Origin of the sequence: Azospirillum sp. A1-3, assembly GCF_023806445.1 — a bacterium.
Classification (GTDB): Bacteria; Pseudomonadota; Alphaproteobacteria; order Azospirillales; family Azospirillaceae; genus Azospirillum.
This window is the reverse complement of sequence record NZ_JAMSLU010000001.1, coordinates 1,456,077-1,470,505: the sequence shown is the minus strand read 5'-3', so window position 1 is coordinate 1,470,505 and position 14,429 is coordinate 1,456,077. Positions and strand designations below refer to the sequence as shown.

The window sequence follows — 14,429 nt, the reverse complement described above, 5'->3', positions numbered from 1 at the left end:
TCCTATACAAGGGCGCGAAGCCCGGCCTCCCAGGCATCTCCGCCTGGGCGGGTCGGGCTTCGCGCCTTTTTCGCGAGGGAACTGCACCTGCCGTCGTCACGCCGTCATTCCCTTGCCGGGCAAGGGTTTTCCGCAGATGACGCGGAATTCATTTTTCTTGGAGACTGGTTCCTTGACACTCTAAGGATCTCGACTATCGTCAGTTTTGAAACCCGTGAGTTCCATTCATGCCTCTTGATGCGGAAGAGATACCTGACTGGCGCGCTCGGCGGCGCGAGGTGATCCTCAACGCCGCGGCGGAGCTGTTTGCCGGCCGCGATTACGCCTCCGTCCAGGTGGAGGAGGTGGCGAAGCGGGCTGGCGTGGGCAAGGCCACGCTCTACCGCTACTTCCCCTCCAAGGAAGAGCTGTATCTGGAATCGCTCGAACGGGCGCTGGGCGGGCTGGAGCACAAGCTGAACGCCGAACTGGCGCCGCAGCAGGTTCCCGCCTCCGTCCGCCTGTCGGCGATGGTCTCCGCCCTGGTCGGCACGCTGAGCGAGCAGTTGCAGACGTTGAAGCTGTTGGGCGGCGACCAGTCCGATCTGGCCGACCGCAGCCGCCGCATCCTGCGACGCCGCAGCCAGCGCAGCGCGACGGCCCTGCAGCAGGTCCTGGCGGAGGGCATGCAGTCGGGCGAATTCCGCAAGATCGACCTGGAAATCGTGCCTCTGCTGATCATCGGCATGGTCCGTGGCGGGATCATGCAGGTGGGCGACCGCCCGCGCGAGGCGCTGGAGCGCTCCGTCATCGATCTTCTGATGTCCGGCATCACCAACCTGCCCCCCTTCATATAAGCGCTGCCGGACCCCGGCTCCGGCGTCTGGAGTCCTCGCCTATGAGACGGTTTTTCCTGGTCCTGCTTGTTGCCGCACTGATCGGCGGCGGCGGGTACTATTGGTATGCCTCCCACACTGGCGGGGCGGGCAGCGGGACCACGGCGGGTGGGGCGGCGAACGGGGCGAAGACCCAGGCTCAGGCATCCGCCCGCACCGTGCCGGTGGTGACCCAGAAGGTGGCGGTGCAGGCGGTGCCGGAGCAGATCGTCACCATCGGCAGCGTCCAGCCCATCGCCGCCATCGCCATCAAGGCCCGCGTCGACAGCGTCGTGGAAACCGTTGCCTTTACCGAGGGGCAGGAGGTGAAGGCCGGCGACACGCTGTTCACGCTCGACAGCCGCTCGCTCGACGCCCAGCTGCGTCAGGCGCAGGCCAATCTGGAACGCGACCGCGCCAATCTGGACAAGGCCAAGGGCGACGTGAAGCGCTATGGGGAGCTGGTGCGCACCAGCGCCATTTCCCGCACCACCTATGACGCCGCCGTCGCCACCGCCGATGCGCTGGAGGGGACGGTGAAGGCCGACCTCGCGGCGATCGAGGCGGCGAAGGTGTCGCTCAGCTTCACCCGCATCACCGCGCCGATGGACGGCCGCACCGGCACCATCACCGCCAAGGTCGGCACCATGGTGCGCGCCGCCGACTCCAATCCGCTGGTCACCCTGACCCAGCTTCGTCCGATCAACGTCGCCTTCAACGTTCCGGAAAAGCACCTCCCGGCGATCCGCACCGCGATGGCCGCCGGCTCGCTTGCCGTGACTGCCAGCATCGCCGGCAGTCATGGCGAGACGGCGCAGGGCAAGCTGTCCTTCGTCGACAGCCAGGTCGACCAGCAGACAGGCACCATCCTGGTGAAGGGCGAGTTTCCGAACGCCGATACCCGGCTGTGGCCGGGCCAGTTCGTCGACACCGTCCTGACCCTGCGGGTCGAGCAGAACGCGCTGACCATCCCCGATCTGGCGGTGCAGACCGGTCAGAAGGGCCGCTTCGTCTATGTCGTCAAGCCCGACGAGACGGTGGAGGTTCGCCCGGTCACCGTCGAGCGCAGCCACGGCGGCCTCAGCGTCGTCGCCTCCGGCCTGCAGGCCGGGGAGCGGGTGGTGGTCGACGGCCAGTCTCGCCTGTTCCCCGGCGCCAAGATCAGCGAACGGGCCGGCAAGCCGGCCGCCCCCCCGCCCGGCGAGACGGTGGAAGGCGGCCGGCGGCAGGGCTCCGCCGTTGAGGAGACCGCCGGCACCCGGACGCAGACCACCGGGGGTGCGACGTGAACCTCTCCGAACTCTGCATCCGCCGTCCGGTGATGACCATTCTCCTGACGGCGGCGCTGGTGCTGAGCGGTCTGGCGGCCTACCGCCAGTTGCCCACCGCGGCGCTGCCGCGGGTGGATTTCCCGGTCATCAGCGTCAGCGCCAGCCTGCCCGGTGCCTCGCCGGAGACGATGGCGGCGTCGATCGCCAGCCCGCTGGAGCGCGAGTTCTCCACCATCGCCGGCATCGACACCATCACGTCGAACAGCACGCTCGGCAACACCAGCATCACCATCCAATTCGTGCTGGAACGCGACATCGACGCGGCGGCGGCCGACGTGCAGGCGGCCCTCGCCCGCACCCAGCGCCGGCTGCCGGCGGAGATGACGACGCCGCCCAGCTACCGCAAGGTCAACCCGGCCGACCAGCCCATCCTGTTCCTGTCGCTGAACTCGCCGACCCTGCCGCTGGCACGCCTGAACGACATCGCCGAGACGCTGATCCAGCCAAAGGTCGCGACCCTGCCGGGCGTGGCCCAGGTGCAGATCTACGGCTCGCAGAAATACGCCGTTCGGATTCAGGTCAACCCCAACGCGCTGGCTTTGCGCGGCATCGGTATCGACGAACTGCAGAAGGCGCTGGCCGCCGCCAACGCCAACACCCCCGTCGGCACCCTGACCGGCCAGCAGCAGCAGCTGGTGATCGCCGCCAACCCGCAGCTTCCCGACGCCGACGCCTTCCGCCAGCTGATCGTCGCCTATCGCAACAACGCCCCCGTGCGGCTGGGCGACGTGGCGAAGGTGCTGGACAGCGTGGAGAACGACCGCACCGCCAGCTGGCTGAACGGCACCCGCAGCATCATGCTGGCGGTCCAGCGCCAGCCCGACGCCAACACGGTCGACGTGGTGGACCGTGTGCGCGAGTTGGTGCCGGTCTTCCAGACCCAGCTTCCGGCCGCCGCCGCCATCCAGGTGGTCAACGATCGCTCGCAGTCGATCCGTCAGGCTGTGGAGGACGTGCAGTTCACCCTCGGCCTGACCATCGTGCTGGTCGTTCTGGTGATCTTCCTGTTCCTGCGCCGGCTGTCGGCGACGTTGATCCCGGCGCTGGCCGTGCCGATCTCGCTGATCGCGACGGCGGGCGGCATGCATCTGCTGGGATTTTCCGTCGACAACATCTCGCTGATGGCGCTGACCCTGGCGGTCGGCCTCGTGGTGGACGACGCCATCGTGATGATGGAGAACATCGTTCGCTATGTCGAAGAGGGGATGAAGCCGTTCGAGGCCGCGATCAAGGGCTCGCGCGAGATCGGCTTCACCATCCTGTCGATCACCCTGTCGCTGGTGGCGGTCTTCATCCCGATCCTGCTGATGGGCGGCGTCGTCGGGCGCCTGTTCCACGAATTCGCCCTGGTCGTCACCATGTCGATCGCCGCGTCGGCCTTCGTGTCGCTGACGCTGACGCCGATGATGTGCTCGCGCTTCCTCACCCACGCCCATGACCAGAAGGAAGGGTGGTTCGGCCGCACGCTGGAGGCGGGCTTCTCCGCCCTGCTGAACGGCTATGGGCGGACCCTGCGCTGGACCCTGCGCCACCGGCCGCTGATGGGGCTGGTGATGATCGGCACCATCATCGGCACCGTCCTGCTCTATCAGGCGATCCCCAAGGGCTTCTTCCCGACCGAGGACATCGGCCAGATCTTCGTGACGACGGAGGCGCGGGCCGACATCGCCTTCCCGTCGATGGCGGAACGGCAGCAGCAGGTCGCCGCCATCGTCAAGGCCAACCCGGCGGTGGTCGACGTCATCTCCTCCGTCGGGACCGGCGGCAACACCGGCAACCAGGGCCGCATGTTCATCACCTTGAAGCCGCGCGACGAGCGTCCGTCGGCGACCGAGGTGATCCAGCAGCTTCGCCGTCAGGTCGCCGGCATCCCCGGCATGGCGGTTTACATGCAGCCGGTGCAGAACCTGCGCATCGGCGGCCGCGCGTCCAAGAGCCTCTATCAGTACACCATCCAGGGCCTGGACCTGGACGAACTGTACCAATGGTCCGGCCGCCTGGAGCAGGCGCTGCGCGGTATCCCCATCCTGCAGGACGTCACCAGCGACCTTCAGCTCAACAACCCCCAGGCCTACGTCCACATCGACCGCGAGAAGGCGGCGACGCTGGGCATCGGCGTCGATCAGGTGCGCTCGACCCTCTACAGCGCCTTCGGCCAGCGGCAGGTCTCGACCATCTACACCCCCAGCAACGACTATCAGGTGTTGATCGAACTGGAGCCGAAATACCAGGGCGACGACAGTTCGCTGTCACGCATCTATGTCCGGTCCACCACCAGCGGCAAGCTGGTGCCGCTCGACGCCTTCGCGCGGGTGGAGCGCACGGCCGGCCCGCTGGCGGTGGCCCACCAGGGGCAGCTTCCCGCCGTCACCCTGTCCTTCAACCTGGCGCCCGGCGCCTCACTGGGGCAGGCGGTCGACCTGATCCGTGGGGCGGAGCGCGAGATGGGGCTGCCCGCCACCATCACCACCGGCTTCGCCGGCACCGCGCAGGTATTCCAGGACGCCCAGTCGGGGCAGGCCCTGCTGCTGGCGGCGGCGGTGCTGGTGATCTACATCGTGCTGGGCGTGCTGTACGAGAGCTTCATCCACCCGCTGACCATCCTGTCCGGCCTGCCCTCGGCGGCCATCGGGGCGCTGGCGACGCTGATTATGTTCGACACCGAACTCAGCGTCATCGCCATCATCGGCATCCTGATGCTGATCGGCATCGTGAAGAAGAACGCGATCATGATGATCGACTTCGCGGTGGAGGCCCGGCGCAATGGCATGGCGGCGCGCGACGCCATCGAGCAGGCCTGCCTGCTGCGCTTCCGCCCGATCATGATGACCACCATGGCGGCGATCATGGGCACCCTGCCCATCGCCATCGCCCATGGCGCCGCCGCCGAACTGCGCCAGCCGCTCGGTCTCGCCGTGGTCGGCGGGTTGTGCGTGTCGCAGGTGCTGACGCTCTACATCACGCCGTCGCTCTACCTCTACATGGAAGATTTCGGCCACTTCGTCGGCAACCTGTTCCGCAGCCGAAAGGCGGACGTGCCCCACGGCCCGATGCCGGCCAGCGGCGACGATTGAGGGGCGTTATGCCCCCTCCCTAACCCTCCCCCACCTTCGGTGGGAGAGGGGACTGCCGCCGCTTTGCAAACAACTCCCTCTACCGCCGAAGGCGGGGGAGGGAAGGGGCCTATGCGCAGCATGGGAAGGGAGGGGGCAACAGGTTGAAGGGCGGGGGTACCCGTCCGGAACCTTACACCGCGATCTGCGTGACCATCGGCGTGTTCACCCCGGCATCGGCGCGGCGGTAGGCGTCGATGGCTTCCGACCAGGGTTCGATGGTCAGGCCGCTGCCCATGGCTTCCTGATGGATGCTTTGCGCGACATAGCCGGCGTTCGGCAGGGCGTTCAGCGGCACAGGCCCGCCATTGACCGGGCCGGAGTCTTCCGTCGCACCGCCGATGGTGAAGCCACCGGCCGAGCCGGCCGATGATTTCGCCCGCGTCGCCGTCGATTCGGCATCGGCGCGCCCGCTGCCCTGCAGGGCGTCGCCGGTCGCCTCGGTGCCGTCCTTGCCGCGCTTGCGTTCCTCTTCGCCTGGGATACGGCGGATTGGTTGCACCGCCGCGGCGTCGCTCGCCAGCATCTGACGCAGCTTCGCGAGGCCCGCGTTGGGCGACGCGCCGGTCGGTGCGGGAAGGGCGGCCAGTCCGGACAAGGGGCGGTTACCTCAAAACAGCCAGTGGAACACGGGGGAAGCGCAGCAGCGCTCAAGCAGTATCGCTCATCCGGCGATCTTGCACAAACCACCTGCGATTCGAAACAGGGTAGTGAGGGAAAGGTTCCGAAATACTTAAAATGCCCCACAAATGTCTCCGTATTGCGACTCCATGGCGCAGAGGAGAACTCGGCAGGAGGGAATGGGGCTGTTACAGTAGCCCGTTCGATAGCGGACCAGCGAAACGACGGATGGCACCCAGACCTTGCCGGCCCAGATTCCCGACCTTCCCCAGAGTCCTGAATATCTGGCGCCCCGTCCTCTTCCGGGTGACGGACCTGGGCCGGAACCCGCAACCGGCGACGATCTCGCCGTGTTGGCTTTGGAGCAGATGGACCAGGGCGTGATGCTGGTCGATGCCGACCTGACGGTGCGCGTGATCAACGGCCGGCTTTACGAGATGTTCGAGGTGCCGCGCGGCTACATGCCCGGCGCCGACTACGCCCGCATCGTCCATTATCTCGCCCACCGCGGCGAATACGGTCCCGGCGACCCCGAGGCCATCGCCTCCCACAATCTGGATCGTGCGCGCCGCGCCGACCCGCCCCTGTACGAGCACCGCCGCCCCAATGGCCGGGTGCTGGAGGTGCGGACCCGCCCCACCTCCGGCGGCGGATTCCTCCGCACCTATTCCGACGTGACCGAGCGGCGACGCGCGGAGGACGAGCTTGCCACCCAGCGCCATCTGCTGCGCCTGACCCTGGAGAATATGGGGCAGGGCATCGTTCTGCTCGACCGCGACCTGCATTACATCGCCTGGAACAGCAATGCGCTGGACATACTGGGCGTGTCGGAGGAGGTGATGCGCGCCAATCCGGCGCTGCCCGACGTGGTGCGGCACCAGATCGCCAACGGCATCGTTGGACTGCCGTCCGGCGCCCCCGATTTCGGCGACGACCTCGACGCCAAGACCGTCTATCTGATGGACCGCATCGGTCGGCCGGAGCGGGAGTTCATCTATGCCCGGCCCCAGGGCGACGGTCGGTTCATCGAGGTGCGGGTGGTGCCGCTGCCGGACGGCGGGCAGGTGCGGACCTTCACCGACATCACCGACCGCCTGATCGCCGACGAGGCGCTGCGCCAGAGCCGCGAGATCCTGACGGGGGTGATCGATGCCATCCCGGCCTTGATCGACGTGAAGGACCGCGACGGCACGGTGCGCCTGACCAATCGTTACTACCGCGAGACCTACGGCCCCGCCGCCGCTCCGCCGCCCGGCCCCTCCACCGACCGTGCCACCGCTCTCGACCGGCTGGTGGTTGACAGCGGCCAGGGCGTTCCCTTTCACGAGGACCGCGCCCCCGACGGCGACGGTGCGATGCGCGACTGGCTGACCACCAAGATGCCGCTGACCGACGATGACGGCGAGGTCACCCACATCGTCACCGTGGCCCTGGACATCACCGCGAGAAAGCGGGCGGAGGCCGAACTTCGCGACGCCCAGGCCAGCCTGATCCAGGCGGAGAAGCTGTCGTCGCTGGCCCAACTGGTCGCCGGCGTTGCGCATGAGGTGAACACCCCCATCGGCGTCACCCTGACCGCCATCTCCCATCTGGCGGAGGAGGTCGGCCGCATCCGCACCTTGTTCGAGGAAAACCGCATCCGCCGCAGCGATTTCCGGGATTTCCTGGAAGTCGCCTGGGAATCGACGCGGATGATCCTGTCGAACGTGGAGCGCGCCACCGGCCTGATCCAGAGTTTCAAGCAGGTCGCCTCCGACCAAGCCAGCGGCGAGCGCCGTGCCTTCGACCTCGCCGCCTATGTCGACGAAGTGCTGCTGAGCCTGCGCCCCCGCCTGCGCCGCACCCGCGTGACGGTGGAACTGGACATTCCCGCCGGCCTGATCGTCGACGGCTATCCCGGTTCCTTTGCGCAAGTGCTGTCGAACCTGATCATCAACGCCCTGGTCCACGCCTTTGACGAGGGCGAGCCCGGCCGCATCCTGCTGTCCGCCCGCGAGCAGCCGACCGGCTGGATCGAGATGCATTACGCCGACGACGGCAAGGGCATCCCCGCCGACATCCGCTCCCGCATCTTCGACCCCTTCTTCACGACCAAGCGCGGCCTGGGCGCCAGCGGCCTGGGCCTGAGCATCTGCGCCAACATCATGACCGGTACCATGCGCGGCAGCATCGCGCTGGAAGATGGCGAGGGGAAAGGCACGCGCTTCGTGCTGCGGTTTCCGGTGGGGTAGGTGCCACCGTGCTCAGGGTGAATCGATCCAGGGAATCGACGAGGGTTGGCCATTCCCTTGCGAATTCGCAATGCCACCCACTCACCATCTCATTAGTCTGCTCTCATATTCTCAGCCAAAGCCGCGCATCGCGGCACCGGAATGGAGCACATGCCATGGCGACCCACACCGACCTGAACGCCCCGATCTATGAGCACTTCAATCCGGGCATCTTCCTGCTCGGACTGCTGGCTGCGGCGTTGATGCTGCTGATCCTGCCAATCGGCTTCATCTTCCACCCGAGCATCATCCTCTATGCGGCCCTTCTCGGCACCGCGCTGTTCTTCGTCGCCATTTGGAAGATGACCGCCGGCTCCAAACGGACCTGATCCACGCGGACTGGACGGGGTCAAACTCCAAGGAAGCGAGAGGTACTCAGCGCGTGAAGATTTCTTCCCGGTCGGTGTAGCGGGTCGGGCGGTTGTGAGTTGCGGAACCCGGCCGGATGCGGCGGCCGGTGCAATTGGTGATTGCCAGACGCGCACTACCTCCGGTCCTGTGATCGTCGGACATTGGCCATGCTTCAGCAACCCACAAGGAAGGCATGGTCATGGGAGGGGTATCTGCAAGAGAAATTCGTTTCCCCACGTCCGGACGGAATCTGACGGGAGGAAGCGGCCGCGACGTGCTGTTCGGCGGTGCAGGTGACGACACAATCACCGGCAACGGTGGAAACGACTACATGGAGGGCGGAGCGGGCCGTGACCGCTTCGTCCTCAGTCCCGGCGACGGTTGGGACTGCATCGGTGATTTCCGGGCCGGACGCGGCGGCGACGTGCTGGACCTCGGCAACTGGAAGGTGACCGGCGGCCTTTCCAAGCTCCTTGCCTCGTCCCACCAGGACAGCGACGGCCTCGTCATCGAGTTCAGCGCGACTGATTCGGTCAAGCTGATGGGCGTGACCGCCGGCATGCTGACCGCTGACAATGTGCTGTTTGCCGCCGCCGGCGGGCGGCAGATCGCGGGCGGTGCCGCGCGCGACCTGCTGTTCGGCGGTGCGGGTGACGACACCATCACCGGCAATGGCGGCAACGACTATATGGAAGGCGGCGCTGGCCGTGATCGCTTCGTCCTCAATCCCGGCGACGGTTGGGACTGCATTGGTGATTTCCAGGCCGGACGCGGCGGCGACGTGCTGGACCTGCGCGGCCGGCAGGGCATTGGCCGCTTTGAGAAGCTGCTGGCCGGATCGCATCAGGATGCCGACGGGCTGGTGCTGACCTTCGGGCCGACCGACAGCGTCAAGCTGATGGGCGTTACCCGCAACATGCTGACCGCCGACAACGTCCTGCTCGGCAACGACGGACCGGCGCGCGCGACCGCGGTGTTCGTAGCCACCGATGCGCAGCATGGCAGTGAGCTTTGGGGAAGCGACGGCACCGACGCTTCCCTGCTGCGCGACATTGCCTCCGGCACCGCCGACTCTGGCATCATTGGGCCGGTGAGCGCCGGCGGGCGGGCCTTCTTCACCGCCGATGACGGAGTCCATGGCCGTGAACTGTGGGTCAGCGACGGGACGGCGGCCGGCACCCGCATGGTGTCCGACATCGTGCCGGGCAGTGGCGGATCCAACCCGCTGGCGCTGACCGCCTTCGGCGACCGCCTGCTGTTCCAGGCCAATGATGGCGTGCACGGCACCGAACTCTGGGTGAGCGACGGTACGGCGGCCGGAACCCGTCTGCTGAAGGACATCGACGCTGGCGCCGCATCCTCCAACCCCGTCTCCTTCACCCAAGTCGGCGACGACGTCTATCTCTCCGCCCGCGATGCGGAGCATGATGCCGCCCTGTGGAAGACCGACGGGACGACGGCCGGCACGATGATGGTCAAGGACTTCCTGCCCGGGAACCAGGACCCGCCGGTGATGGCGATCATCCAACCGTCGCACCTGACCGCGGCGGAGGATCGACTGTACCTGACCGCCTGGGACGGCACTGGCGGCTTCACTCAGTTGTGGGTGACGGACGGGACCGAGGCGGGAACGACCAAGCTGCGCGACGACCTGACCGATCTGCCGCAATTCGGCATCGACCTCCACATGGGCGCCGTCGGCACGCAGCTTTACTTCAACAACACCGTCGATCTCTGGACCAGCGACGGCACGGTGGAAGGGACCCGGCGGGTCCGGCAGAATTTCCCCGACACCTACGCCGCGCCCCAGGGTTTCGCTGCCGCCGGCGACACGCTGTACTACGTCAATTACGACCGCCATTCCGGCTACGAGCTGATGGCGACCGACGACAGCGGCGCGAGCGGGACCTTCCTCGGCGACCTCAACCCCGGGACGGCCAGCAGCAGGCCCCATGATTTGACGGCCATCGGCGATACGATGTACTTCGCCGCGGATGACGGCACCACCACCACCCTGTGGCAGAGCGGCGGCCACAGCTGGGATACCCGCAAGGTCGTCGATGCTGGTGGCAACGACAGCTGGTCCTCCGTCATCAACCTCAGTGCGGTGGGCGGCGACCTCTATTTCAGCGCCAAGGACCAGTCCCAGGCTGACGCCATGTTCCGCCTCGACACCGGCAGCGGCGAAGTAACCCGGCTCGCCGGCTCCTACGGGCTGCCCCTGGGCGGGTCGGCCGTGGTGGCGGTGTAGAAGTCTCCTGAGCCGTACCGAAAAAGAAGGCGCCCTCCCCAGCATCACCGGGGAGGGCGCCTTTGCTTCAAATCACCTCACTGAACCACCTGAACCGCCTCACTCCGCCGCCAGCGGCTGCGGGGCGGCGACCGGAGCGCGGAAGTCGGCCAGCAGCTTGGCTTCCTTCGCCTTCGCCGCAGCCACGTTGCGGGCCTTCACCGGGCCGTAGCCGCGCATCTCCATCGGCAGCGACGCGATCTCCACCGCCAGAGCCAGCTTCTCGCGGGTCAGGCCGTTCAGCAACTCGCCCACCACCGCCTCGTAATCGGCGATCAGCTGGCGTTCCTGGCGGCGCTCGGCGGTGCGGCCGAACGGGTCCAGCCGGGTGCCGCGCAGGCGCTTGCCCTTGGCCAGCAGGCGCAGGGCGTGCAGCATCCATGGGCCGAAGGTCTTCTTCTTCGGCTCGCCGCCGTCCTCGGCGGTCTCGCCCATCACCGGCGGGGCCATGTGGAAGGTCAGCTTCCAGTCGCCTTCGAACATGCGCTGCACATTCTCGACGAAGCCGCTGTCGGTGTAGAGGCGGGCCACCTCATACTCGTCCTTGTAGGCCATCAGCTTGAAGTGGGCGCGGACGACCGCCTCGGTCAGCGCGGTGGAGCCGGGGACCTTCTGCTGCTCCGTCCGGCGGGTCCAGTCGACCAGCGCATGGAAGCGGGCGGCATAGGCGGCGTCCTGGTAATCGACCAGGAAGCGGTGGCGGCGCTCGATCACCTCCTCCAGGCTGCCGGACTGGCGGCGCTGGTCGAGCAGCAGCGATTGCGTGGCCTGCACCACCTCCTGTGGCTTGGCGGCGGCCTCGACCGACGCCAGATCGACGGCGGCGCGGCGGCCCCACTGGAAGGCGTCGAGGTTCAGCTTCACCGACACGCCGTTCAGTTCGATCGCCTTCAGGATCGATTCCTCGGTCAGCGGGATCAGCCCCTTCTGCCACGCATAGCCCATCAGGAACGGGTTGGCGTAGATGCTGTCGCCCAGCAGCGCGGTGGCCAGCTTCGTCGCGTCGAAGGCATCGACATTGGCGTCGCCGCCGCAGGCCTTGCGGATGTCGCCGACCAGATCGCGCACCGGGATCACCATGTCCGGCTTCTTGATGAAGTCGGCGGTGATGCTGTCATGGGTGTTGATGACGGCGCGGGTGCGGCCGGCGGTCATCTTCGACAGGCCGTCGCCGGCCGCCGCGACGATCAGGTCGCAGCCCAGCACCGCGTCGGCCCCGCCGGCGGCGATGCGGACGGAGTGGATGTCCTCCGGCGTGTTGGCGATGCGGATGTGGCTGGTCACCGCGCCGCCCTTCTGCGCCAGCCCGGTCATGTCGAGCACGCCGACGCCCTTGCCCTCGATATGGGCGGCCATGCCCAGCAGCGCGCCGATGGTGACGACGCCGGTGCCGCCGACGCCGGTGACATACAGGCTCCAGGTCTTGTCGAAGGCCGGGATGGCGGGGGCGGGCAGGGCGGTGGCGTCGGCCGACTTCGCGGCAGCCGGCTTCGGCTTGCGCAAAGACCCGCCTTCCACCGTCACGAAGCTGGGGCAGAAGCCCTTGGTGCAGGAATAGTCCTTGTTGCAACTGGACTGGTCGATCTGGCGTTTGCGGCCGAACTCGGTCTCCTGCGGGATCACCGACACGCAGGACGACTTGGCGGAGCAGTCGCCGCAGCCTTCGCAGACCAGTTCGTTGATGACGACGCGCTTGGCCGGGTCGACCATCTTGCCGCGCTTGCGGCGGCGGCGCTTCTCGGTGGCGCAGGTCTGGTCATAGATCAGGACGCTGACACCGGGGACCTCGCGCATCTCCTTCTGCACACGGTCGAGGTCGTCGCGGTGCTCGACATTGGCGTACTGCGGCAGGCCGCTGTTGATGCCGTACTTCTCCGGCTCGTCGGAGACAACTGTGATGCGCTGGACGCCTTCTGCCCGCAGGACGTTGGCGATCGACTGCACGGTCAGCGTGCCGTCGAAGGGCTGGCCGCCGGTCATGGCGACCGCGTCGTTGAACAGGATCTTGTAGGTGATGTTCACCTTGGCGGCGATGGCCTGACGGATCGCCAGGATGCCGGAGTGGAAATAGGTGCCGTCGCCGAGGTTGGCGAAGATGTGCTTTTCCTCGGTGAAAGCGGCTTGACCGACCCACGGCACGCCTTCGCCGCCCATCTGGGTGAAGGTGTCGGTCGAGCGGTCGAGCCACGTCGCCATGTAATGGCAGCCGATGCCGCCCAGCGCGCGGCTGCCCTCCGGCACGACGGTGGAGGTGTTGTGCGGGCAGCCGGAGCAGAACGTCGGCTTGCGCACCACGCGGGCGACATGGGCCTTCTGCTTCTCCTGCGCGTCGAGGAAGGCGATGCGGCGGACGAGATTCTCGTTGTCGATGAAGCGCTGCAGGCGGCGGCCGATCACCACGGCGATCTGGGCCGGAGTCAGCTCGCCGGCGCTGGGCAGGATCCACTCGCCCTGTTCGTCGAACTTGCCGACCACCTTCGGGCGGACGTCGGGGTTCCAGTTGTAGAGCTGTTCCTTCAGCTGGTTCTCGATGACCGCGCGCTTCTCCTCGACCACGACGATCTCTTCCAAACCCTCGGCGAAGTGGCGGACGCCATCACGCTCCAGCGGCCAGGGCATGCCGACCTTGTAGACGGTGATGCCCCAATCGGCCGCCATCTCCTCGGTGATGCCCAGCTCGTCGAAGGCTTGGCGGACATCGAGATAGCTCTTGCCGGTGGTGACAATGCCGAAGCGCGGACGCGGGCTTTCCATCACCACCCGGTCCAGCTTGTTGGCACGCGCGAACGCCAGGGCGGCGTACAGCTTGTGCTTCATCAGCCGGTGTTCCTGCTCCAGCGGCGGGTCGGGCCAGCGGATGTTCAGCCCGCCCGGCGGAAGCGCGAAGTCGGTGGGGATGACGGGGGACACGCGGTGCGGGTCGATGTAGACCGACGCCGAGGTATCCACCGTCTCCGCGATCGTCTTCATCGCGATCCAGCAGCCGGAATAGCGGCTCATCTGCCAGCCGATCAGGCCGTAATCCAGGATCTCCTGCACCCCCGACGGGTTCAGCACCGGGATCATGGCGTGCATATAGGCGTGTTCGGACTGGTGCGGGAAGGTGGAGGATTTGCAGTTGTGGTCGTCGCCGGTCAGCACCAGCACGCCGCCGTTCTTCGAGGTGCCGGCCGCGTTGGCATGCTTGAACACGTCGCCGGAGCGGTCGACGCCGGGGCCCTTGCCGTACCACATGGCGAAGACGCCATCATACTTGGCGCCCTTGAACATGCCGACCTGCTGGCTGCCCCAGACGGCGGTGGCGCCCAGCTCCTCGTTCACGCCGGGTTGGAACTGGATGTGGTTCTTTTCCAGGAACTTGCGGGCGTTCCACAGATTCTGGTCGAAGCCGCCCAGCGGCGACCCGCGATAGCCGGAAATGAAGCAGCCGGTGTTCAGCCCGGCGGCGAGGTCGCGCTGGCGCTGCATCATCGGCAGGCGCACCAGCGCCTGGGTGCCGGTGAGATACACGCGCCCCTCTTCGAGCGCGTACTTGTCTTCGAGCGAGACAGTTGCGAGCGCCATTCTTCATTTCCTCCCATCGGTCGGCAGCCTGGCAA

Annotated in this window: 8 protein-coding genes; 6 read left to right on the top strand and 2 right to left on the bottom strand. The window is 67.1% G+C overall.

Annotated elements, in window-relative coordinates; all coding sequences use genetic code 11:
* Nucleotides 1-227: 227 nt before the first annotated feature.
* From M5E06_RS06960 to M5E06_RS06950, 3 genes are read left to right on the top strand one after another with little or no spacing between them, the layout of a single operon-like run.
* Nucleotides 228-836, top strand: coding sequence for a TetR/AcrR family transcriptional regulator (locus M5E06_RS06960; RefSeq protein ID WP_109073069.1), 609 nt, complete (start codon nt 228-230; stop codon nt 834-836).
* Nucleotides 837-877: 41 nt separating this feature from the next.
* The gene (locus M5E06_RS06955) at nt 878-2,143 is read left to right on the top strand and encodes an efflux RND transporter periplasmic adaptor subunit (protein ID WP_252137636.1); all 1,266 of its coding nucleotides are present in this window, start codon (nt 878-880) and stop codon (nt 2,141-2,143) included.
* The gene (locus tag M5E06_RS06950) at nt 2,140-5,259 is read left to right on the top strand and encodes an efflux RND transporter permease subunit (protein WP_252137635.1); all 3,120 of its coding nucleotides are present in this window, start codon (nt 2,140-2,142) and stop codon (nt 5,257-5,259) included. Before M5E06_RS06955 ends, M5E06_RS06950 begins: the two co-directional genes overlap by 4 nt.
* 172 nt (nt 5,260-5,431) lie before the next feature.
* Here M5E06_RS06950 and M5E06_RS06945 read toward each other — a convergent pair whose 3' ends face one another.
* Nucleotides 5,432-5,896, bottom strand: a complete 465-nt coding sequence (locus M5E06_RS06945; RefSeq protein ID WP_252137634.1) for a hypothetical protein — start codon at nt 5,894-5,896, stop codon at nt 5,432-5,434.
* A 391-nt stretch (nt 5,897-6,287) separates the two neighbouring features.
* Between M5E06_RS06945 and M5E06_RS06940 the strand changes: the two genes are divergently transcribed.
* The 3 genes from M5E06_RS06940 (at nt 6,288) to M5E06_RS06930 (ending at nt 10,791) form a co-directional block, all read left to right on the top strand.
* A complete protein-coding gene (locus M5E06_RS06940; protein WP_252137633.1) occupies nt 6,288-8,150 on the top strand; it encodes a PAS-domain containing protein in 1,863 nt (620 codons plus the stop codon).
* 155 nt (nt 8,151-8,305) lie between these two features.
* Entirely contained in the window at nt 8,306-8,518 is a 213-nt protein-coding gene (locus tag M5E06_RS06935; RefSeq protein WP_085089665.1) for a hypothetical protein, read from the top strand.
* 215 nt (nt 8,519-8,733) lie between these two features.
* The gene (locus M5E06_RS06930) at nt 8,734-10,791 is read left to right on the top strand and encodes an ELWxxDGT repeat protein (protein ID WP_353654314.1); all 2,058 of its coding nucleotides are present in this window, start codon (nt 8,734-8,736) and stop codon (nt 10,789-10,791) included.
* Between the two features lie 99 nt (nt 10,792-10,890).
* Here the strand turns inward: M5E06_RS06930 and M5E06_RS06925 are convergent, their stop codons facing one another.
* Nucleotides 10,891-14,394 carry an indolepyruvate ferredoxin oxidoreductase family protein gene (locus tag M5E06_RS06925; protein WP_252137631.1) on the bottom strand — a complete coding sequence of 1,168 codons (3,504 nt, stop codon included), beginning with the start codon at nt 14,392-14,394 and terminating at the stop codon, nt 10,891-10,893.
* Nucleotides 14,395-14,429 lie beyond the last annotated feature (35 nt).